This window comes from Pseudomonas sp. FH1 (assembly GCF_000510895.2).
GTDB classification, from domain to species: domain Bacteria; phylum Pseudomonadota; class Gammaproteobacteria; order Pseudomonadales; family Pseudomonadaceae; genus Aquipseudomonas; species Aquipseudomonas azotoformans_A.
The window spans coordinates 155,799-177,415 of sequence record NZ_AOHM01000006.1; the positions used below are offsets into that span (position 1 = coordinate 155,799).

21 protein-coding genes are annotated in these 21,617 nt (G+C 59.9%); 11 read left to right on the top strand and 10 right to left on the bottom strand.

Going from position 1 to position 21,617, the window contains the following annotated elements; translation table 11 throughout:
* From tusC to H096_RS03505, 5 genes are all read left to right on the top strand, one after another.
* The gene (tusC, locus tag H096_RS03485; protein WP_033896810.1) at window positions 1-351 is read left to right on the top strand and encodes a sulfurtransferase complex subunit TusC; all 351 of its coding nucleotides are present in this window, start codon (window positions 1-3) and stop codon (window positions 349-351) included.
* Window positions 351-629 carry a sulfurtransferase complex subunit TusB gene (gene tusB / locus H096_RS03490; RefSeq protein WP_033896811.1) on the top strand — a complete coding sequence of 93 codons (279 nt, stop codon included), beginning with the start codon at window positions 351-353 and terminating at the stop codon, window positions 627-629. Before tusC ends, tusB begins: the two co-directional genes overlap by 1 nt.
* The gene (locus tag H096_RS03495; RefSeq protein ID WP_033896812.1) at window positions 626-961 is read left to right on the top strand and encodes a TusE/DsrC/DsvC family sulfur relay protein; all 336 of its coding nucleotides are present in this window, start codon (window positions 626-628) and stop codon (window positions 959-961) included. The genes tusB and H096_RS03495 overlap by 4 nt, the downstream gene beginning before the upstream one ends.
* Window positions 958-1,959, top strand: coding sequence for a glycosyl transferase family protein (locus H096_RS03500; RefSeq protein WP_033896813.1), 1,002 nt, complete (start codon window positions 958-960; stop codon window positions 1,957-1,959). Before H096_RS03495 ends, H096_RS03500 begins: the two co-directional genes overlap by 4 nt.
* An 88-nt stretch (window positions 1,960-2,047) precedes the next feature.
* Complete coding sequence (locus H096_RS03505) at window positions 2,048-3,043, top strand: glutathione S-transferase family protein (protein ID WP_033896814.1); 996 nt, start codon at window positions 2,048-2,050, stop codon at window positions 3,041-3,043.
* A 47-nt stretch (window positions 3,044-3,090) separates the two neighbouring features.
* Here H096_RS03505 and cysG read toward each other — a convergent pair whose 3' ends face one another.
* The 7 genes from cysG to H096_RS33820 are packed head-to-tail and all read right to left on the bottom strand — an operon-like array spanning window position 3,091 to window position 10,826.
* Window positions 3,091-4,485: a siroheme synthase CysG gene (cysG, locus tag H096_RS03510; RefSeq protein ID WP_033896815.1), complete on the bottom strand. Its 1,395-nt coding sequence runs from the start codon at window positions 4,483-4,485 to the stop codon at window positions 3,091-3,093.
* Window positions 4,486-5,766, bottom strand: a complete 1,281-nt coding sequence (gene serS, locus H096_RS03515; protein ID WP_033896816.1) for a serine--tRNA ligase — start codon at window positions 5,764-5,766, stop codon at window positions 4,486-4,488. It lies immediately after the preceding gene.
* A 16-nt stretch (window positions 5,767-5,782) separates the two neighbouring features.
* The gene (crcB, locus tag H096_RS03520) at window positions 5,783-6,157 is read right to left on the bottom strand and encodes a fluoride efflux transporter CrcB (RefSeq protein ID WP_033896818.1); all 375 of its coding nucleotides are present in this window, start codon (window positions 6,155-6,157) and stop codon (window positions 5,783-5,785) included.
* Entirely contained in the window at window positions 6,157-7,479 is a 1,323-nt protein-coding gene (locus H096_RS03525) for a replication-associated recombination protein A (protein WP_033896819.1), read from the bottom strand. Before H096_RS03525 ends, crcB begins: the two co-directional genes overlap by 1 nt.
* Before the next feature lie 10 nt (window positions 7,480-7,489).
* A complete protein-coding gene (gene lolA, locus H096_RS03530) occupies window positions 7,490-8,113 on the bottom strand; it encodes an outer membrane lipoprotein chaperone LolA (protein ID WP_016975527.1) in 624 nt (207 codons plus the stop codon).
* A 54-nt stretch (window positions 8,114-8,167) separates the two neighbouring features.
* Window positions 8,168-10,576 carry a DNA translocase FtsK gene (locus H096_RS03535; RefSeq protein WP_033896820.1) on the bottom strand — a complete coding sequence of 803 codons (2,409 nt, stop codon included), beginning with the start codon at window positions 10,574-10,576 and terminating at the stop codon, window positions 8,168-8,170.
* A complete protein-coding gene (locus H096_RS33820; RefSeq protein WP_156717464.1) occupies window positions 10,551-10,826 on the bottom strand; it encodes a hypothetical protein in 276 nt (91 codons plus the stop codon). The genes H096_RS03535 and H096_RS33820 overlap by 26 nt, the downstream gene beginning before the upstream one ends.
* Before the next feature lie 246 nt (window positions 10,827-11,072).
* On the opposite strand from H096_RS33820, the gene aat reads away from it, so the two are divergent.
* The 3 genes from aat (at window position 11,073) to infA (ending at window position 12,835) form a co-directional block, all read left to right on the top strand.
* Window positions 11,073-11,753 (top strand): leucyl/phenylalanyl-tRNA--protein transferase, encoded by a 681-nt coding sequence (gene aat, locus H096_RS03540; protein WP_033896821.1) that lies wholly within the window; start codon window positions 11,073-11,075, stop codon window positions 11,751-11,753.
* A gap of 55 nt (window positions 11,754-11,808) precedes the next feature.
* The gene (locus H096_RS03545) at window positions 11,809-12,516 is read left to right on the top strand and encodes an arginyltransferase (protein WP_016975530.1); all 708 of its coding nucleotides are present in this window, start codon (window positions 11,809-11,811) and stop codon (window positions 12,514-12,516) included.
* Between the two features lie 100 nt (window positions 12,517-12,616).
* Window positions 12,617-12,835: a translation initiation factor IF-1 gene (gene infA, locus H096_RS03550; RefSeq protein WP_002553999.1), complete on the top strand. Its 219-nt coding sequence runs from the start codon at window positions 12,617-12,619 to the stop codon at window positions 12,833-12,835.
* 126 nt (window positions 12,836-12,961) lie between these two features.
* Here infA and clpA read toward each other — a convergent pair whose 3' ends face one another.
* The gene (gene clpA / locus H096_RS03555) at window positions 12,962-15,232 is read right to left on the bottom strand and encodes an ATP-dependent Clp protease ATP-binding subunit ClpA (protein ID WP_033896823.1); all 2,271 of its coding nucleotides are present in this window, start codon (window positions 15,230-15,232) and stop codon (window positions 12,962-12,964) included.
* A 29-nt stretch (window positions 15,233-15,261) separates the two neighbouring features.
* Window positions 15,262-15,630 carry an ATP-dependent Clp protease adapter ClpS gene (gene clpS, locus H096_RS03560; RefSeq protein ID WP_005789091.1) on the bottom strand — a complete coding sequence of 123 codons (369 nt, stop codon included), beginning with the start codon at window positions 15,628-15,630 and terminating at the stop codon, window positions 15,262-15,264.
* A gap of 224 nt (window positions 15,631-15,854) precedes the next feature.
* Between clpS and cspD the strand changes: the two genes are divergently transcribed.
* Window positions 15,855-16,133, top strand: a complete 279-nt coding sequence (cspD, locus tag H096_RS03565) for a cold shock domain-containing protein CspD (protein WP_033896873.1) — start codon at window positions 15,855-15,857, stop codon at window positions 16,131-16,133.
* Between the two features lie 78 nt (window positions 16,134-16,211).
* Here the strand turns inward: cspD and icd are convergent, their stop codons facing one another.
* Window positions 16,212-17,468, bottom strand: coding sequence for an NADP-dependent isocitrate dehydrogenase (gene icd / locus H096_RS03570; RefSeq protein ID WP_033896874.1), 1,257 nt, complete (start codon window positions 17,466-17,468; stop codon window positions 16,212-16,214).
* A 494-nt stretch (window positions 17,469-17,962) separates the two neighbouring features.
* Between icd and H096_RS03575 the strand changes: the two genes are divergently transcribed.
* Entirely contained in the window at window positions 17,963-20,188 is a 2,226-nt protein-coding gene (locus H096_RS03575) for an NADP-dependent isocitrate dehydrogenase (protein ID WP_033896828.1), read from the top strand.
* Between the two features lie 172 nt (window positions 20,189-20,360).
* On the top strand, window positions 20,361-21,578 hold the full coding sequence (locus tag H096_RS03580; protein WP_241495479.1) for a serine hydrolase: 1,218 nt from the start codon (window positions 20,361-20,363) through the stop codon (window positions 21,576-21,578).
* The last annotated feature ends 39 nt before the right edge of the window (window positions 21,579-21,617 follow it).

Consider the following 21,617-nt stretch of genomic DNA (forward strand, 5'->3'; position numbering starts at 1 on the left):
ATGTCTAAATCCTTGTTGGTGATCAGCCGCCAGGCACCGTGGTCCGGGCCGAGCGCACGGGAAGCGCTGGATATCGTGCTGGCCGGTGGCGCATTCGATCTGCCCATCGGCTTGCTATTCATGGATGACGGCGTGTTCCAGCTCGCTGCGCACCAGAACGCCAAGGCCGTGCAACAAAAGGACCTCAGTGCCAACCTGCAGGCACTGGAGCTGTTCGGCATCGATGATGTCTTTGTCTGCCGCCACAGCATGGCCGTGCGTGGCTTGACGCCGCCCACTGAGGCGCAACCGTTGAGCAACGACGCTATTTCCCAATTGATTGACCGTTACGACCAGGTGATTACCCTCTGATGTCGACTTTACACGTGGTGTCTCACTCCCCGTTTTCCGACAGTCGCCTCGACAGCTGCCTGCGTATCTGCGGCGCCGAGGACGCGATCCTGCTGTGCGGCGACGGCGCCTATGGGCTGCACGTCCCTGCCCTGCACACCCAGGGCGTGAAGGTGTTCGTGCTGGCCGAAGACATGCAGGCGCGCAACCTGCCGCTCCCGGACTGGGCCGACAGCGTGGACTACCCAGGTTTCGTGCAGCTGTCGATTGACTACGACAAGGTCAACACCTGGCTATGAACACCCTGACCGTAGGCGCACGTACCCTGGAACTGGACAAGGACGGTTATTTAGCCGACTTGGACGACTGGTCCGCTGACGTCGCCCATGCCCTGGCCGCCGCCGAAGCCATGGAGCTGACGCCGGCCCACTGGGAAATCCTCGAACTGCTGCGCCAGTTCTATGCCGAATTCCAACTGTCCCCGGCCACACGTCCGCTGATCAAGTACACCGCCTTGAAGCTCGGCCCGGAAAAGGGCAACAGCCTGCACCTCAACAAACTGTTCAACGGCACTCCCGCCAAACTCGCCGCCAAGCTGGCGGGCCTGCCCAGGCCGACGAATTGCTTATGACCGACTTTGCCCCGCTGACCCTTGAAACCCCTGCCGAGCACCCGTTTGCCCAGTTCGTGCGCATCCTGGGCAAAGGCAAGCGCGGCGCGCGCAACCTCACCCGCGAGGAAGCCCGCGAAGCCATGGGCATGCTGCTCGATGAAAAAGTCGAAGACACCCAGCTCGGCGCCTTCCTGATGTTGTTGCGCCACAAGGAAGAAAGCCCGGAAGAACTCGCCGGCTTCACCGAAGCCGTTCGCGAACGCCTGGATGCACCGGCGCTGAACGTGGATGTCGACTGGCCAACCTACGCCGGCAAGAAGCGCCACCTGCCGTGGTACCTGCTGGCGGCCAAGTGCCTGGCGCAGAATGGTGTGCGCATCCTTATGCATGGCGGCGGCGCACACACGGCGGGCCGGCTGTACACCGAACAACTGCTGGAAGGTTTGCAGATCCCGCTGTGCCGCAACTGGCAGCAGGTCGAGGCCGCCTATGCGCAAGGCAACCTGGCGTTTATTCCACTGGGCGACTGGGCGCCGCAATTGCAACGCATGATCGACCTGCGCAACACCCTGGGCCTGCGCTCGCCGATCCACTCCCTGGCGCGTTTGCTCAATCCCTTGAATGCGCGCCTGGGCCTGCAAAGCATTTTCCATCCGGGTTATCAGGGCGTGCACCGCGATGCCAGCGGCCTGCTCGGCGACAACGTGATCGTGGTGAAGGGCAACGGCGGCGAGATCGAGATCAACCCCGACTCGGCCAGCCACCTTTACGGCACCACCGGCGGCGAAAGCTGGGACGAAGAGTGGCCCGCCCTCTCCGCCCAGCGCCACGTCAAACCCGCCACACTTGAACCGGAACACCTGAAGGCGTTGTGGCGCGGTGATGTCGAAGACAGCTACCCGCAACTGGCCTTGATCGCGACCATGGCCCTGGCCCTGCGCGGCCTGGGCCATTCACGGGAACAGGCGTTCGTCCTGGCCCAGCAATACTGGGACGCGCGGGACAAATCGATTTAATCGATCATTAACGCCCGGTCTTTGCGCTTTTAAATCGAACTCAGCCCTTTAGACTGGCCTCCAACGCTTATTAGCCAAGGAGCCAGTCATGGGTTTGCTGATCGAAGGACGCTGGAAAGACCAGTGGTACGAAAGTAGCGCAGACGGCGCATTCCAACGGGAGCAGGCGCAACGCCGCAACTGGGTGACCGCCGATGGCGCGCCGGGCCCGAGTGGCGAAGGCGGCTTCAAGGCTGAGGCTGGCCGTTATCACCTCTACGTCTCCCTTGCCTGCCCCTGGGCCCATCGCACTCTGATCCTGCGTAAGCTCAAGGGCCTGGAAAGCCTGATCGACGTGTCCGTGGTCAGTTGGTTGATGCTGGAAAACGGCTGGACGTTCGACAAGGCTCACGGCTCCACCGGCGACAAGCTGGATGATTTCGACTTCATGCACCAGCGCTACACGGCTGACACGGCCGACTACACCGGGCGCGTCACCGTGCCAGTGCTGTGGGACAAAAAGCTCAAGCGCATCGTCAGCAATGAATCGGCGGAGATCATCCGTATGTTCAACAGTGCGTTTAATGAGGTGACCGGCAACACCCTGGACTTCTACCCCGAGCCACTGCGCCCGAGCATTGACGCACTGAATGAGCGTATTTACCCGGCCGTGAACAACGGCGTGTACCGCGCGGGCTTCGCGACGTCGCAGCAGGCGTATGAACGTGCGTTTGAGGATGTGTTTGCGGAGCTGGATCATCTGGAGCAGCATCTGGGTGAGCATCGCTACTTGGCCGGTGAATACCTGACCGAGGCGGATGTACGGCTGTTCACCACGCTGATTCGCTTTGATGCGGTGTATTACAGCCACTTCAAATGCAACCTGCGCAGGATTGCGGATTATCCGCACCTGTCGAATTGGCTAAGGGAGCTGTATCAGTGGCCGGGCGTGGCTGAGACGGTGGATTTTGCGCATATCAAGGGGCATTACTATGCCAGTCACCGCACGATCAACCCGACGGGGATTGTGCCGAAGGGGCCGTTGCAGCATTTTGATGCTGCCCATGATCGTCAGCGCCTGGTCGGTAACGGCATCTTGAGCTGAAAACACCTTGTGGCGAGGGAGCTTGCTCCCTCGCCACAGGTACAGTGTCAGACTTGAGACTGCGCGCCTTCAAACCACTTGAGCTTCTCGCGCAACACCACCACCTCACCCACGATCACCAGTGTCGGTGCATGCACTTCATGCTCCGCCACCATGCGCGGCAGGTCCGCCAGCGTGCCGGTAAACACGCGCTGGTTGGAGGTGGTGCCCTGCTGGATCAACGCTGCAGGGGTATCCGATGCACGGCCATGTTTGATCAGCTGTTCGCAGATGATCGGCAAGCCAATCAATCCCATGTAGAACACCAGGGTCTGCGATGGCCCCACTAGGTCATGCCAGGGCAGGTCCGAAGTGCCGTCCTTTAAATGCCCGGTGATGAACCGCACCGACTGTGCGTAGTCGCGGTGAGTCAGCGGAATCCCGGCATACGCCGCGCAACCGCTGGCCGCCGTGATCCCCGGCACCACCTGGAACGGAATGCCGTGGGCCGCCAGTTCCTCGATCTCTTCGCCACCACGGCCAAAGATGAACGGATCGCCACCCTTGAGGCGCAGCACGCGCTTGCCTTGCTTGGCCAGGTCCACCAATTGCTGGTTGATCTGGTCTTGCGGCACGGCGTGGTCGGCGCGGCGTTTGCCGACGTATACACGTTCGGCGTCACGGCGGCACAGTTCGAGAATCGCGGGGGCTACGAGGCGGTCATACAGCACCACATCGGCTTGCTGCATCAGGCGCAGGGCGCGGAAGGTCAGGAGGTCCGGATCACCCGGGCCTGCGCCCACCAAGTAGACTTCGCCCGGTGCATTCGGCGGCGCGCCGTTGACCTTTTCGATCAACAGGCGCTCGGCTTCAGCACCCTGCCCGGCCAATTGACGGTCGGCAATCGGGCCCTGGAACACGTCTTCCCAAAATGCGCGGCGCTGCTGCACATCCGGGTACAAGCTTTTGACCTGGGCACGAAAACGCGCCGCCAAACCGGCCAGTTGGCCATAGGTGGACGGAATCCAGGTTTCCAGCTTGGCGCGGATCAGGCGCGCCAGCACCGGCGCATCGCCGCCGCTGGACACCGCGATCACCAAGGGTGAACGGTCGACAATCGCCGGGAAGATCACGCTGCACAAGGCCGGTGCATCCACCACATTGACCGGCACGCAACGGCGCTTGGCATCGCTGGACACTTGCGCGTTCAACGGCTCATCGTCGGTGGCCGCGATGATCAGGGTGCAACCGTCGAGGTCCGCCTCCTGATAACCGCGCAAAATCAGTTCCCCGCCACTGCCCAGTACCAGTTCACGCAACTGGTCTTCGATCTGGAGAGCAACCACCCGCAGCAACGCACCGGCATCGGCCAGCAGCCGGGATTTGCGCAAGGCAATCTCCCCGCCACCGACGACCAACACACGACTGCCGCGCAGGTTATGAAACAGCGGCAGAAATTCCATTTAGCGGATGACCTCAACGCCCGCCATGTACGGCTTGAGCACTTCCGGTACACGGATCGAGCCGTCAGCCTGCTGGTAGTTTTCCAGCACCGCCACCAGGGTACGGCCTACGGCCAAACCGGAACCGTTGAGGGTGTGCACCAGCTCAGGCTTGCCGGTTTCCGGGTTGCGGAAACGCGCCTGCATGCGACGGGCCTGGAAATCACCGCAGTTGGAGCACGACGAAATCTCGCGGTACTTGTCCTGGCTCGGCACCCACACTTCGAGGTCGTAGGTCTTCACGGCGCTGAAACCCATGTCGCCGGTGCACAGCGCCAGCACGCGGTACGGCAGCTCCAGCAATTGCAGAACGCGTTCGGCGTTGGCGGTCAGGCCTTCCAAGGCTTCCATGGAAGTCGACGGCTCGACCACCTGCACCATCTCGACCTTGTCGAACTGGTGCTGGCGGATCATGCCGCGGGTGTCACGGCCAGACGCACCGGCTTCGCTGCGGAAGCACGGGCTGTGGGCCACGAACTTCAACGGCAGCTCTTTAGCGTCGAGGATCTCGCCAGACACGATGTTGGTCAGCGACACTTCAGCGGTCGGGATCAGGTACAGGTCGGCTTCGCCGTCGCGGCTGATCTTGAACAGGTCTTCTTCGAACTTCGGTAGCTGGCTGGTGCCCATCAGCGCCGGCGCCTGCACCAAGTATGGAGTGTAGGCTTCTTCGTAACCGTGTTCGCCGGTGTGCAGGTTGATCATGAACTGCGCCAGGGCACGGTGCATGCGCGCAATCGGGCCGCGCAGCAAGGCAAAGCGCGCGCCGGACATCTTGGCGGCGGTTTCGAAATCCAGGCCGCCGGTCAATTCGCCCAAGGCAACGTGGTCCTTGATCTCGAAATCAAAGGCGGTTGGCGTACCCCAGCGACGCACTTCAACGTTGCCGTCTTCGTCTGCGCCAATCGGCACGGATTCGTGCGGGATGTTGGGGATGCCCAGCAGGATCGAATCCAGCTCGGTCTGGATCTTGTCCAGCTCGACCTTGCCGTCGGACAGCTCAGTGCCCATGCGCTCGACATCCGCCATCAGCGGGGCGATGTCTTCGCCGCGCTGCTTGGCCTGACCGATGGATTTGGAACGCGCATTACGCTCAGCCTGCAGTGCTTCGGTGCGGGTCTGGACGGTCTTGCGCTGTTCTTCCAGCGCTTCGATGCGCGCAACATCCAAGGCAAAGCCACGGGATGCCAGGCGGTCCGCTACGTCCTGAAGGTTGCTACGTAACAGTTTGGAATCGAGCATGTCGGTCTCTCGTTTATCAAAGTTTGGTCAAGGACAGGCCAGCCCAAGTGGCGAGCAGCCCGCCGAACACGCTGATGCCCAGATACCCGAAGGCTATCAGGGCCTGCCCGCTTTCCAGCAGGCGCAGCGTATCCAGTGAAAAGGATGAAAAGGTCGTCAGACCGCCTACAAAGCCGACAATCAAGCCAGCGCGAATTTCAATCGGTACTTCCGGGCGCAACAGGAACCAGCCGTACAACAGCCCGATGATCAGGCAGCCGATCAGGTTGACCGCCAGGGTCGCCGCATAAAAATGCTTCGGCCAGTTGGCGCTGACCCATGTGCCAGCGGCGAAACGCAATAATGTACCAGCGATGCCGGCTGCGGACACGGCAAGAATCGTCTTGAACACTACTTTCTCCGCTGTCTGGGGCTGAGTCGATCGAGTTGGGCGAGGTGATTGAGCTTTTCGCCGATCTTCAACTCCAGGCCGCGGGGCACCGGCTGATAGAGCGGGAGTGGCTCAAGGTCATCGGGGAAGTAGTCTTCACCGGCCGCATAGGCGTCCGGTTCATCGTGGGCGTAGCGGTATTCATCACCGTAGCCCAACTGTTTCATCAGCTTGGTCGGCGCGTTACGCAGGTGCATCGGTACTTCGAGGGAGCCGTGTTCGGCGGCGGCGCGCAGGGCCGACTTGAAGCCCATGTACACCGCGTTGCTTTTCGGCGCGCAGGCCAGGTAAGTGATGGCCTGGGCCACTGCCAACTCGCCTTCCGGGCTGCCGAGGCGTTCCTGCACGTCCCACGCCGCCAGGCACAGGCTCAGAGCGCGCGGGTCGGCATTGCCAATGTCTTCGCTGGCCATGCGCACCACACGGCGGGCGAGGTACAGCGGGTCGCAGCCGCCGTCGATCATGCGCGCGAACCAGTACAGCGCGCCGTCCGGGTTGGAGCCGCGCACGGATTTATGCAGCGCCGAAATCTGGTCGTAGAAAGCTTCGCCACCCTTGTCAAAGCGCCGGCGTGTGTCGCCGAGCAGGCTTTGCAGGAGGTCGACGCCGATCTCGCTGCCGTCTTCGGCCAGGTCGGAGGCGTTCTCCACCAGGTTGAGAAAGCGGCGCCCATCGCCATCGGCGGCGGTAAGCAGAATCTTGAAGCCCTCTTCGCTCACACTCAGTTGCCGTTTGCCCAGCCCTTTGTCTTCACTCAGGGCGCGGTGCAGCAACTTCTGCATCGCCGCCTCGTCCAGGCTTTTGAGCACATAGACCCGCGCCCGCGACAGCAAAGCGTTGTTCAATTCAAACGAAGGGTTTTCCGTGGTGGCGCCGATAAAAATCAGCGTGCCGTCTTCCACATAAGGCAGGAACGCATCCTGCTGCGACTTGTTGAAGCGGTGCACTTCATCGACAAACAGGATGGTGCGCTTGCCGTATTGGCCGGCCTGCTGCTTGGCGACTTCCACCGCCTGGCGGATCTCCTTGACCCCCGCCAGTACCGCCGAGACCGTTTCGAAGTGTGCATCCGAGACCTTCGCCAGCAGCCGCGCCAGGGTAGTCTTGCCCACCCCCGGCGGCCCCCAGAAAATCATCGAGTGCAGCGCACCCTGCTCCAGGGCTTCGCGCAACGGCTTGCCGCGAGCCAGCAGGTGTTCCTGACCGACGTACTCGTCCAGGTTGGTCGAACGCAAGCGCGCGGCCAGTGGCTGGGCAATCGGGTCACTTCGAAACAGGTCCATGGGCAGCGATTTATTCCTGGATCACATCGGCACCCTTGGGGATGTCGAACTTGAACTTGGAGGCAGGCACCGGCTGGTTGGCCTTGACCCCGGAGAACAGGATGTCGGTGCGTTGGCCGACGCTGTCGACCAGGCGCATGTTGTTGATCACGCCATTGCCGAACGACAGGGACAGCGTGTCGAACAGCGTGTCCTTGGATTTCGGCTTGAGGGTGAACTCGATCACGTTGCTGGTTTGCTTGGAGGTGATGTCGAAGCTGTCGTTGATCTTCGACACATCACCCGACAGCAGCAGCGCCGGGGTCTGGTTCAGGCGCGGGTCGAGCTTCTTGATGGTCGCCTGCTCCAGGTCCGGGTCCCACAGGGTGACCTTCTGGCCGTCAGACACGATGGTCTGCTCGGCCTTGCCTTCAGTGTGCCAGTAGAACAGGCCAGGACGCTGCACGGCCATTTCACCTGCGGTTTCCTGCAACTGGGTGCCGCCGGCATCCAGGGTCAGCTGGGAGAAGCGCGCGGTCAGGGTCTGGGATTTGTCCAACAGGTTCTTCAGGCTGGCGACGGAGGCCGGATCAGCGTGGGCCGAAACAGCGGTCAGGGCCAGAGCCGGCAACAACAGCATGCGGATAAGGCGCATGGGAGTCCTCATTGAGTGTTCAGGGCGGGCCGCGTGTTGCCACGCGGCACGGGATCAGTCGCGCATCTGCCCGGGGGCGATGACTTCACGCGAGCCGTTGGTGTTCATTGCGGTCACGACGCCGGCCATTTCCATGGCTTCGATCATGCGGGCGGCGCGGTTATAGCCGATTTTCAGTTTACGTTGCACCGCGGAAATCGACGCGCGACGGCTTTCCAGCACGAAGGCCACGGCCTCGTCGTACAGCGCGTCGGTTTCAGCATCGTCGTCACCACCGCCGCCGCCGTTTTCAAAGCCGCTGCCGGCTTCTTCAACGCCGTTGAGGATGTCGTCGTTGTACTCGGGTGCGCCACGCAGCTTCCAGGCTTCAACGACACGGTGCACTTCATCATCGGAAACGAAGGCGCCGTGGACCCGGATCGGCAGGCTGGTGCCCGGTGGCATGTAGAGCATGTCACCGTGGCCGAGCAGTTGTTCGGCGCCGCCCTGATCGATGATGGTCCGCGAGTCGATCTTGCTCGATACCTGGAACGCCATTCGCGTAGGAATGTTGGCCTTGATCAAGCCCGTGATCACGTCCACCGAAGGACGCTGGGTGGCGAGGATCAAGTGGATACCGGCGGCACGGGCCTTCTGGGCGATACGTGCGATCAGTTCTTCGACCTTCTTGCCGACGATCATCATCATGTCGGCGAATTCGTCGACCACCACCACGATGGTCGGCAGCTTGGTCAGTTTCGGCGCTTCGTCATGGATGCTTTCGCGCTTGTACAGCGGGTCATCGATAGTCTCGCCGCGCTCTTGGGCTTCCTTGATCTTGGCGTTGAAGCCCGACAGGTTACGCACGCCCATCTTCGCCATCAATTTGTAGCGGCGCTCCATCTCGGCGACGCTCCAGCGCAGGGCGTTGGCGGCGTCCTTCATGTCGGTGACCACCGGGCACAGCAAATGCGGAATGCCTTCGTAGATCGACAGCTCCAACATCTTCGGGTCGATCATGATCAGCTTGGCGTCTTCCGGGCCCGACTTGAACAGGATCGACAGGATCATCGCGTTCACCCCCACCGACTTACCGGAACCGGTGGTACCGGCCACCAGCAGGTGAGGCATCTTCGCCAGGTCGGTGATCACCGGCTTGCCGCCGATGTCGTGGCCCAGGGCCAAGGTGACCGGCGATTTGAAGTTGTCGTATTCCGGCGTCGACAGCACCTCGGAGAAGCGCACGATCTGGCGGTCTTCGTTGGGGATCTCGATACCCACGGTGGTCTTGCCGGGGATGACTTCCACAACACGTACGCTGGTCACGGCCAGGGAACGCGCCAAGTCTTTCGCCAGGTTGGAAATACGGCTGACCTTGACGCCGGCGGCCGGCTGGATTTCGTAACGGGTAATCACCGGGCCGGGATGGATCGAGTCCACCGACACTTCGACGCCGAACTCCTTGAGCTTGATTTCCAGAAGGTGGCCGACGGCCGCCAGGGATTCCGGGGAATAGTTGAGTTGTTTCTTTTCGGCCGGGTCGAGGATCGAGATCGGCGGCAAGGTGCCTTCGACGGCACTGTCGACGAACAGCGGCGCCTGTTTCTCTTTCTGCACGCGATGGCTCGGCTCTGGGGCCTTGGGCGGTGCCGGGGCGATCACCGGCGGCACCTGCTTCTCGCGGTCCGACATGTGTTTGCTCAGGGCCTGCTCGCGCTCAATGAGGCGCTCCTTGACCTTGGCCTGTTCGCGCCGGTCCGGCGTGGTCGGGGCCACCACTTCGTTGACGCGGGTGTCCACCTCACGCAGTTGGGCAACCATGCGCTTGCGGTCGACACGAGCCGCCCACCAGCGGTTGGCGGCGCCCTGGAACAGTTCCAGCAGGTCGAGGGTGATCTTGCCGGTCACGTCCATCACCTTGAACCACGACAGGTCGGTGAATACGGTGAGACCGAACAGGAACAAGGCGATGAACATCAGGGTGCTGCCCTGGATATTCAGGGTCCTGCGTGCCAGGTCACCGAGGCTTTCGCCCAACGCCCCGCCCGCGCCCGCCGGCAAGCCGGTCGGTGCATGAAAATGGATATGCGCCAGCGCCGCGCCGGACAGCACCAGAAACACCAGGCCAATCAGACGCCAGGAGAATAGCCAACCGCTCCACTGCCACGGCTCATGACGCTGGCGGAAGATCTGCCAGGTCTTGATCGCCAGCAGCAACGGGAAGATATAGGCGAAGTAACCCAGCACCATGAACAGGATATCGGCGCTGTAGGAACCGGCAGGCCCACCGAAGTTCTGCACGTCTTCGATCTTGCTATTGTGGCTCCAGCCCGGATCGTCCTTGCCGTATGTGAGCAAGGCCATCATCAGGAACAGGCACAGGGCGCCGATGGCGATCAGCGCGCCTTCCTTGAGGCGATAATGCAGGTGCTGGCGCCAGGCCGGCACGACTGCTGCTTTAGGTGTTGCGGCGGATTTCTTCAAAACGGGTCTTTTCCTGCGCCTTTAGCGCGTCCATCTGTTGAATGACTGCAAATACTGCCCAATCCGAGCAGTTGAAAAATGAACGAGCGTCGTTGAATCTACTTTTAACATTGGGCGCTTGCTGGATGAAATGACGAAAGCGCCACAATGCCCGCATTGTACGGGTTTGTGCCAGCGATGCCACGCCCTCGCCTTTTACTCGGCAGCATAGCCAATTTTGTGTCACAACATGTTCAATTTGAGCATGCATTGTCTTTGCTGACAAAGGCTTATGCGCTGTTTTTATCAATCCAGGCAAGCTTGGCAAATGGCCTGCATGGCACAGACCCGATTACGACCACGTCCCCGGCACAGAGTTGCAGAAACACCTGCTCACGCTAATCCACCTCAATAGCCGATTCGGACTGGCCCGATGGCGCCGTGTCGACAATAATCAGCACTGCGCAGACAGGTGTCATACCTGCCACTCCCCTCCCCTTCCGTAAGCCTGGATGCCATGCTGACCTGGTTACAACGCGACTCACTGACATTCCCTCCCCTGGCCAAGGCCATGCGCGAACCCAATGGCCTACTGGCTGCCGGCGGCGACCTTTCGGCGGAACGCCTGGTACACGCCTATCGCCATGGCTGCTTTCCGTGGTTTTCGGAGGGCCAGCCGATCCTCTGGTGGTCGCCCGACCCGCGCACCGTCATATTCCCCGACGAACTGCATGTCTCCCGCAGCCTGGGCAAGCTGTTGCGCCAACAGCGCTACACCGTGACCTTCGATCAGGACTTTGCCGCCGTCATCCAGGCCTGCGCAGCACCGCGCGCCTATGCCGACGGCACCTGGATCACCGAAAGCATCCAGAGCGCTTACCTGGAGTTGCACCAGCGCGGCTACGCGCATTCGGTCGAGGTGTGGGACGACGGCAAACTGGTGGGTGGCTTGTATGGCTTGGCGATGGGCCAGCTGTTTTTTGGTGAGTCCATGTTCAGCCGCGCCGACAACGCCTCGAAGTTCGGCTTTGCCACGCTGACCCGCCAGCTACAGGAATGGGGTTTTGTATTGATCGACTGCCAGATGCCCAACGATCACCTCCACAGCCTGGGTGCCCGCGCCATATCCCGCAGCGACTTCGCAGGTTTCCTGCGCGACCATCTGGATCAGCCCAGCGCTGGACCGTGGGTTTCCTAGGCGACTTCCGCGCTCCTGGCTTACACTTATTTCAAAGCTTATCCGAGGGTTGATCATGACCGAGTTGGCGCGTTTGAAGTTTTATGCCACTCAACCCCACTCTTGCAGCTATCTGCCCGACGAGCAGGCCACCACACTGTTCCTCGACCCCAGCCAGCCTATGGACGTGCATGTGTATGCCGACCTGTCGGAGATGGGCTTTCGGCGCAGTGGCGATCATCTGTACCGGCCTCATTGCCAGAACTGTAATGCCTGCGTACCGGCACGCATTCCGGTGGCGCAGTTTCTGCCGGACCGTAACCAGAAACGTATCCTCAAGCGCAATGCCGACCTGACGGTGATGCCGGCCAAGCCACGTTTCACCGAGGAATACTTCGATCTGTACCAACGCTACATCGAAGAGCGCCACGCCGACGGCGATATGTTTCCGCCCAGTCGCGACCAATTCTCCACGTTCCTGGTACGCGACCTGCCCTTTTCACGCTTCTATGAATTTCGCGCCGACGGCCGGTTGGTGGCAGTGGCCGTGACCGATTTGCTGCCTAACGGCCTGTCGGCGGTCTACACCTTCTACGAGCCTGCCGAAGAGCGCCGCAGCCTGGGACGCTTTGCAATCCTGTGGCAAATCGGCGAAGCACTGCGCCTGGAACTGGAGGCGGTCTACCTCGGCTACTGGATCAAGAACTGCAAAAAGATGAACTACAAGACCCAATATCGGCCCATAGAACTGCTGATTAATCAAAGATGGGTCGTGCTTAACTAGAACCCCTTGGCTTAAACACCCTTTTTCGGGCACAATGCACGCCGCTTTTGCCTGGCGCAGTTGCACCGGGCCATTCACTGGATACCGAGGGCTTTACTGCATGTCGAAAGAAGACAGCTTCGAAATGGAAGGCACTGTCGTCGACACCCTGCCCAACACCATGTTTCGTGTGGAGTTGGAAAATGGGCACGTCGTAACCGCGCATATCTCCGGCAAGATGCGCAAGAACTACATTCGTATTCTTACCGGTGACAAAGTGCGCGTCGAGCTGACGCCCTATGACTTGAGCAAAGGGCGCATCACTTACCGCGCTCGCTAAGCAAGTCAATACAAGACGCCCGGTTATGCCGGGCGTTTTTGTGTGTGCGCTATTTGACAATCACCACAGCCCCCACAGACAGCAAAAAGGCGCCTTTCGGCGCCTTTGCTTTATTGCAGCTATCGATCAGGCCATTTCAGCCGTGGTTTCGAACTCGAAGGTCAGCTCGCCATCCTTCAGGTCGATGTGCACCACGCCGCCATGGTCGGAAAGTTCGCCGAACAGGATCTCTTCGGCCAATGGCCGCTTGATCTTGTCCTGGATCAGACGCGCCATTGGGCGAGCGCCCATTGCCGCATCGTAGCCGCCCTCGGCGATCCAACTGCGCGCCGCTTCCGTGACATCCAGCTGCACGCGCTTGTCTTCCAACTGCGCCTGAAGCTCGGTGAGGAACTTGTCCACCACGCTTTTGATGACCTCATGACTGAGGCGACCAAACTGGATAATGGTGTCCAGGCGGTTGCGGAATTCCGGCGTGAAGCTCTTCTTGATCACTTCCATTGCATCGGAAGAGTGATCCTGATGGCTGAAGCCGATCGAAGCCCGCGCAGCCGTTTCGGCACCAGCGTTGGTGGTCATGATCACGATCACATTGCGGAAGTCCGCCTTGCGCCCGTTGTTGTCGGTCAGGGTGCCGTGATCCATCACCTGCAACAGCAGGTTGAAGACTTCCGGGTGGGCCTTTTCGATTTCATCGAGCAGCAGCACGCAATGCGGTTGCTTGGTGATTGCCTCGGTCAACAGACCGCCCTGGTCGAAACCGACATAGCCCGGGGGAGCACCGATGAGGCGCGACACGGTGTGACGCTCCATGTACTCGGACATGTCGAAACGCACCAGCTCAATGCCCATGGCCTTGGCCAACTGCCGCGCCGCTTCGGTCTTGCCGACGCCGGTCGGGCCGGCGAACAGGAACGAACCAACCGGTTTGTCCGGCGACTTGAGGCCCGCACGCGACAACTTGATCGCGGTGGACAGCGCATCGATGGCCGCATCCTGGCCGAACACGGTCAGCTTGAGGTCACGCTCCAGGTTACGCAGCAGCTCCTTATCGGAACTGTTGACGTGCTTAGGCGGAATCCGCGCGATCTTCGCCACGATGTCCTCGACCTGAGGCACGTCGATGCGCTTCACACGCTTCTCGACCGGCTGCAGGCGCTGATAGGCACCCGCCTCGTCGATCACGTCGATGGCCTTGTCCGGCATGTGCCGGTCATTGATGTAGCGCGACGCCAGCTCAGCCGCCGAACGCAGGGCTTCATCAGTGTACTCGATGCCATGGTGCGCTTCGAAACGCCCCTTGAGCCCACGCAGGATGCCGATGGTGTCTTCAACCGAAGGCTCGGACACGTCGACCTTCTGGAAACGACGCGCCAGGGCACGGTCTTTTTCGAAGATCCCGCGAAACTCCTGGAACGTGGTCGAACCGATGCAACGGATATCACCCGACGACAGCAGCGGCTTGAGCAGGTTCGAGGCGTCCATCACCCCACCGGAAGCCGCACCGGCGCCAATGATGGTGTGGATTTCGTCGATGAACAGGATAGCCTGCGGGCGTTTTTTCAGCTCACCAAGCAGCGCCTTGAAGCGCTTCTCGAAATCGCCACGGTACTTGGTCCCGGCGAGCAACGCGCCCAGGTCCAAGGAGTAGACGACACTGTTGGCCAGCAGGTCCGGCACCTGGTTGTCCACGATGCGCTTGGCCAGGCCTTCGGCAATCGCGGTCTTACCCACGCCCGCCTCACCCACCAGCAACGGGTTATTCTTGCGACGACGGGCAAGGATCTGCGCCACGCGCTCAACTTCAAGCTCACGCCCCACCAGCGGATCGATCCGCCCCTGGCGCGCCAGTTCGTTGAGGTTGCTGGCATAGGCATCCAGTGGATTGCCCGAAGAAGAAGACTCACCGCCCTCGTCGTCCTGCATATCCTGCTCACCCTCGGAATGATCGCCGTGCCCAGGCACCTTGGAGATACCGTGGGCGATGTAGTTGACGACATCGATACGGGCAACGCTCTGCTGTTTGAGCAGGAACACTGCCTGGCTTTCCTGTTCGCTGAAAATCGCCACAAGCACATTGGCGCCTGTGACTTCACGCTTACCGGAGCTCTGAACATGGAACACGGCACGCTGAAGCACCCGCTGAAAGCCCAGGGTTGGCTGGGTTTCACGGTCTTCATCGTGGACTGGAATAAGTGGCGTAGTGGAGTCGATAAACTCCTGCAGGTCATGCTTGAGTTTGTCGAGGTTGGCGCCGCACGCACGCAAAACGGTGGCGGCAGCTTCATTATCCAAAAGTGCCAGCAGCAGGTGTTCGACGGTCATGAATTCATGACGCTTCGAACGAGCCTCCTTGAAGGCAAGATTGAGGGTGACTTCGAGCTCGCGGTTTAACATAGCTTCACCTCATACCCAAGTGGTCGGCGTTAACCGTCCTTCTCGATTTCACAGAGTAGCGGATGCTGGCTTTCCCTGGCGTACTGGTTGACCTGCATGGCCTTTGTCTCGGCGATGTCGCGGGTAAACACTCCACATACTGCCCGTCCTTCTGTGTGAACGGCCAGCATTACCTTGGTCGCCAACTCGCGGTTCAGGTTAAAAAACACCTCGAGTACTTCGACCACGAAATCCATCGGTGTGTAGTCATCATTGAACAAAACCACCTTGTACATCGGCGGCGCCTGTAAGGCAGGCTTGGCCTCCTGAACAGCAATGCCTGCAGAACCGTCGTCATCATGTTCCTGATCCGGTCGATCCTGATTGAATGTTAGTCGAATCTGGCTGTTTGCATGCATGGAAAGAAAGGTTCGTCAGTGGTTCAAATACAGTGGTGGGGGCGACCTGTCAGAATTTCAACTCTGACCGACTGGTCGCCTTGACTATCGGCGAAACGGTGTTACAACCAATAGAACCCACAGTGGGTAAAAAAGGTCCGCGCAGTCAACCTTATTTATTCGGGTTAGGACGGATAAACTGGATGATACTCCAGTGATGGAGTCTGGTGCAGAGGGATATGGGTATGTCTGGCGTCAAGATCAATGGCAAGGTCAAGTGGTTCAACAATGCCAAGGGATATGGCTTTGTTAATGAAGAAGGGAAAACCGAGGACCTTTTTGCGCACTACTCAGCGATCATCATGGACGGGTACAAAACGCTGAAAGCGGGACAAGCGGTCACCTTTGAGATTATTCAAGGCCCCAAAGGGCTGCATGCCGTGAATATCGACACAGCAAAAACGGAAGTCACTGCCAGCCCAGCAGCACGCAAGAGCGAAGTAGAAAAGAAACAAACGGCGTGATCCGCCGCCAAGCGTGCAGCTAGCAAAAAAAAACGGCCACCCAATCAAATTGGATGGCCGTTTTTTATGCCGGCTTGTTTACATATGCGAAATCAATGCTTCACCAAAGCCCGACGACGACACCAGCTTCGCGCCATCCATCAAGCGCTCGAAGTCATAGGTCACAGTCTTGGCCGAAATCGCGCCATTGGTACCCTTGATGATCAAATCCGCCGCCTCAGTCCAGCCCATATGACGCAACATCATCTCGGCCGACAGAATCAACGATCCCGGATTCACCTGATCCTTGCCCGCATATTTAGGCGCAGTACCGTGGGTAGCTTCGAACATCGCCACGGTGTCCGACAGGTTCGCGCCCGGCGCAATACCGATACCGCCCACCTCCGCTGCCAAGGCGTCAGACAGGTAATCACCATTCAGGTTAAGCGTCGCGATCACATCATACTCGGCCGGACGCAGCAGGATCTGCTGGAGCATGGCGTCGGCAATGGCGTCCTTGACCACCACATTCTTGCCGGTCTTCGGGTTCTTGAACTGCATCCACGGGCCGCCGTCGAGCAGTGTGGCGCCAAATTCTTCGGCCGCCACTTCGTAGGCCCATTCCTTGAAGGCACCTTCGGTGAACTTCATGATGTTGCCTTTGTGCACGATGGTCAGTGAGTCGCGGTCGTTATCCACTACATATTGCAGGGCTTTACGCGCCAGGCGCTTGGTCCCTTCCTTGGAGACGGGCTTCACGCCAATCCCGCAATCCTGGTCGAAACGGATCTTGGTCACGCCCATTTCTTCCTTGAGGAACTTGATCACCTTGATCGCCTCGGGCGAACCGGCCTTCCACTCGATCCCGGCGTAAATGTCTTCGGAGTTTTCACGAAAGATGGTCATGTCCACATCGCCAGGCTTCTTGACCGGGCTGGGTACGCCTTCGAACCAACGCACCGGGCGCAGGCACACATATAGATCAAGTTGTTGGCGCAGGGCCACGTTCAACGAACGGATGCCGCCGCCGACGGGGGTGGTCAGCGGCCCCTTGATGGAAACCACGTAATCCTTGACCGCATCCAGGGTTTCCTGGGGCAGCCAGGTGTCCTGGTCGTAGACTTGAGTCGCCTTTTCGCCGGCATATACCTCCATCCAGGAGATTTTGCGCTTGCCGCCGTAGGCCTTTTCAACAGCTGCGTCGACCACCTTGATCATCACCGGACTGATGTCGACGCCGATACCGTCACCTTCTATATAAGGGATGATCGGTTGGTCAGGAACATTGAGAGAATGGTCTGCATTGACGGTGATTTTGTCGCCGACTGCCGGAACCTGAATCTTCTTGTATCCCATGCTGAACTCCATCTATGGATTGAACATCTGGCTGCGTTCGAGCCTACTCCAGATAAATGGCGACTGAAACCTCACGCCATGCTCATTTGCATCGAAAACAGCATAATTTGTCGCCTACAAGCCTGAAAGCAAAGGCAAAATCGCCAATCCTGAGCACATCGTGCGACTTTGGTAGCAACCTCGGCCCTGCGACCTTTAGACCAATGGACGACACACCTTTTGTATGAAGGCTCGGCGTAAGCATAGCGACCTATGTATAATGCCGCCGCTGACCCAAGAGTCACGACGGCTGACCGCTCTGGAACAGGTGCCTTCAGCTACAAAGCCGGACTATTACAATAGTCCACCCGCTTGACGCTCGACTGATGCAACCCAACATCACCGCGAAGAAACCTCGACATTTCGCTCATGGATGACTTTGAACGAACGCGCTCCACCCGGCGCATCTCGAGTTTCTGCGCACGCTTTCAGCAAAGAAGAGAGTTAATCCGAATATGCCCACCCGCTCGAAGATCATCTACACCTTCACCGACGAAGCCCCGGCCCTCGCCACCTATTCACTGCTGCCTATCGTAGAGGCCTTCACCGCTTCCGCTGATATTGCCGTGGAAACCCGCGACATCTCCCTCGCCGCGCGCATCCTCGCAAGCTTCCCCGAGCAACTGGGCGCCAAGGCTATCCCGGACCACCTCGCCGAACTGGGCGACCTGGCCGTTACGCCTGAAGCCAACATCATCAAGCTGCCTAACATCAGCGCCTCGACCCCGCAGCTGCAAGCCGCGATCAAGGAACTGCAGGCCCAGGGCTACGCCCTGCCGGACTACCCGGAAACCGTAACCACCGACGCGGAAAAAGAAACCCGTGCACGTTACGACAAGGTCAAGGGCAGCGCCGTGAACCCGGTACTGCGCGAAGGCAACTCCGACCGCCGCGCACCGCTGTCGGTCAAGAACTACGCACGCAAGCACCCGCACAAGATGGGCGCCTGGGCTGCCGACTCCAAGTCGCACATCGCCCACATGAACAGTGGCGATTTCTACGGCAGCGAAAAAGCCGTGCAGATCGAAGCCGCTGACGCTGTCAAAATCGAGCTGATCGCTCAAGACGGCACCGCGACTGTCCTGAAAGAAAAGACTTCGGTACAGGCCGGCGAAATCATCGACACCGCCGTATTGAGCAAGAAAGCCCTGCGCGCGTTCATCGCCGCTGAAATCGAAGACGCCAAGCAACAAGGCGTACTCCTGTCGGTTCACCTGAAAGCCACCATGATGAAGGTCTCCGACCCGATCATGTTCGGCCAGATCGTTGCCGAGTTCTATAAAGAAGCCCTGACCAAGCACGCCACCGTACTGGAACAGATCGGCTTCAACCTGAACAACGGCATCGGCGACCTGTACGCTCGTATCAAGGCCCTGCCGGCCGACCAGCAAGCGCAGATCGAAGCTGACATCCAGGCCGTATACGCGGCTCGCCCTTCCCTGGCGATGGTCAACTCCGACAAAGGCATCACCAACCTGCACGTGCCGAGCGACGTCATCGTCGACGCCTCGATGCCAGCCATGATCCGTGACTCCGGCAAGATGTGGGGCACCGACGGCCAGCTGCACGACACCAAGGCCGTGATCCCGGATCGCTGCTACGCCACCATCTACCAAGCCGTCATCGAAGACTGCAAGGCCAATGGCGCCTTCGACCCAACCACCATGGGCAGCGTGCCGAACGTTGGCCTGATGGCGAAGAAAGCCGAAGAGTACGGCTCCCACGACAAGACGTTCCAGATCAAGGCTGACGGCGTAGTCCGCGTCACCGACAGCAAGGGCAACCTGCTGATGGAACAGAAAGTCGAAGCCGGCGACATCTTCCGCATGTGCCAGACCAAAGACGCGCCGATCCAGGACTGGGTCAAACTGGCCGTCAACCGTGCCCGCGCCAGCAACACCCCGGCTATTTTCTGGCTGGACCCTAAGCGCGCGCACGACGGCGTCGTGGTCGAGAAAGTTCAGGCTTACCTGAAAGACCACAACACCGAAGGCCTGGACATCCGCATCATGTCGCCGGTCGACGCGATGAAGTTCACCCTGGAGCGCACCCGCAAGGGCCTGGACACCATCTCGGTGACCGGCAACGTACTGCGCGACTACCTGACCGACCTGTTCCCGATCATGGAACTGGGCACCAGCGCCAAGATGCTGTCGATCGTGCCGCTGATGAACGGCGGTGGCCTGTTCGAAACCGGCGCCGGCGGTTCGGCTCCGAAACACGTGCAGCAGCTGGTGGAAGAAAACTTCCTGCGCTGGGATTCCCTGGGCGAGTTCCTGGCCCTGGCCGCGTCCCTTGAGCATTTGGGTGTGACGTACAACAACCCGAAAGCCCTGGTACTGTCCAAGACCCTGGACCAGGCCACCGGCCAGTTCCTCGACAACAACAAGTCGCCATCGCGCAAAGTCGGCAACATCGACAACCGCGGCAGCCACTTCTACCTGGCGCTGTACTGGGCTCAAGCCCTGGCCGCCCAGAGCGAAGACACTGCACTGCAAGCGCAGTTTGGCGAACTGGCCAAGACCCTGACCGCGAACGAAGCGACCATCGTCGCCGAGCTCAACGCCGTACAGGGCAAGCCAGTGGACATCGGTGGCTACTACGCGCCGAACCCAGAGCTGACCAGCAAGGCCATGCGCCCAAGCAACACCCTCAATGCGGCGATTGCTGCACTGGTGTGATGCTTCGCGATGCCGCTGATGTGACAATGGCTGACTGATCGTCACACCAGCAGGAAATCCGGAATCCGAAAGGGTTCCGGTTTTTTTTTGCCCTTTTTTTGTGCAAGTGGGCGCAGGATTTGCTTCGTGTTTCTGTTCAAGTCATCCAGAAAACATGAAAAGGGAAGTTTCCATGCACCGAAATCACTTCCAATGGCTGGGCTGGACCACGGCAATAGCCCTGCTGACGGCCTGCGCGCCCCACTCGCCCACCTACCCTCACGTACAGGAGCCCATTGGCGACGTGCAGACCATGTACGACGGCAAACTCAGCCCTGACGCCGCTGTCAGCACCTTTCGCAACATCGATCGCTTATTCCCGGTGCGCACCATTCAAGCCGGAGGCCACCCCTTTGCGCTGCCACGCAGCAGCCAACCGCTCGGCGCCGTCGCATTCGACTACGACGGCAAACACTACAGCCTTGACGATTACGTCACCCTCAACCGGGTAACAGGCTTGCTGGTGATAAAAAACGGGCAAGTCGTTACTGAACGCTACGAAAAAGGCAACACACCGGCAAGCCGCTGGATGTCGATGTCAGTCGCCAAATCCGTTACCTCAACCCTTGTCGGCGCCGCACTGCAGGACGGCGCCATCAAAAGCCTTGATGACAAAGTGACCCGCTACCTGCCTGCTCTCGCAGGTAGCGGCTACGACCAGGCGACTGTACGCCAGGTCCTGGCCATGCGCTCCGGCGTCAAATGGAGTGAGAAGTACGCCGACCCCACCTCAGACCGACGCATGATGCTCAAGCTGCAAACCGAGCAAGTGCCGGGCTCTGCCCTCAAGTTCATGGCGAGCCTGCCCAGCGCGGCAACGCCTGGTACGCGCACCAACTACAGCACGGGCGAAACACAGGTCCTCGGCCAACTGGTCAGCGCCGCTGTGGGCAAACCGCTGGCGCAGTACCTGAGCGAGAAAATCTGGGCACCTTACGGCATGCAAACCGACGCCAACTGGTGGCTTGACGGCCCCAATGGCAACGAGGTGGGTGGTAGCGGCATCAGCGCAACGCTGGAAGATTACGGCCGCTTCGGGCAATTCGTCCTTAGCGGCGGCAAAGCCGGCGAGAAACAAGTGCTGCCCAAAGGCTGGATGAGCTTTGCCAGTACCACCACCGGCACCGACCCCGCATACGGCGACTTTGCCTCAATGTGGTGGCCCGCATGGACCGACGCCTCAAAGGCGGACAAAGCCTTCACTGCCGCGGGCATTTTCGGCCAGTTCATCTACATCAACCCCGTACAGAATGTGGTGATTGTTGTGTGGCAAGCACAAACCAAAGCCACCGGCGGTGAAGTCATCGACGACATGGTCGCCTTCGACGCCATCACCAAGGCCGCGAAGTAAACGACAGGGGCGGCACCTCTGTATGATGGGTGCCCGCCC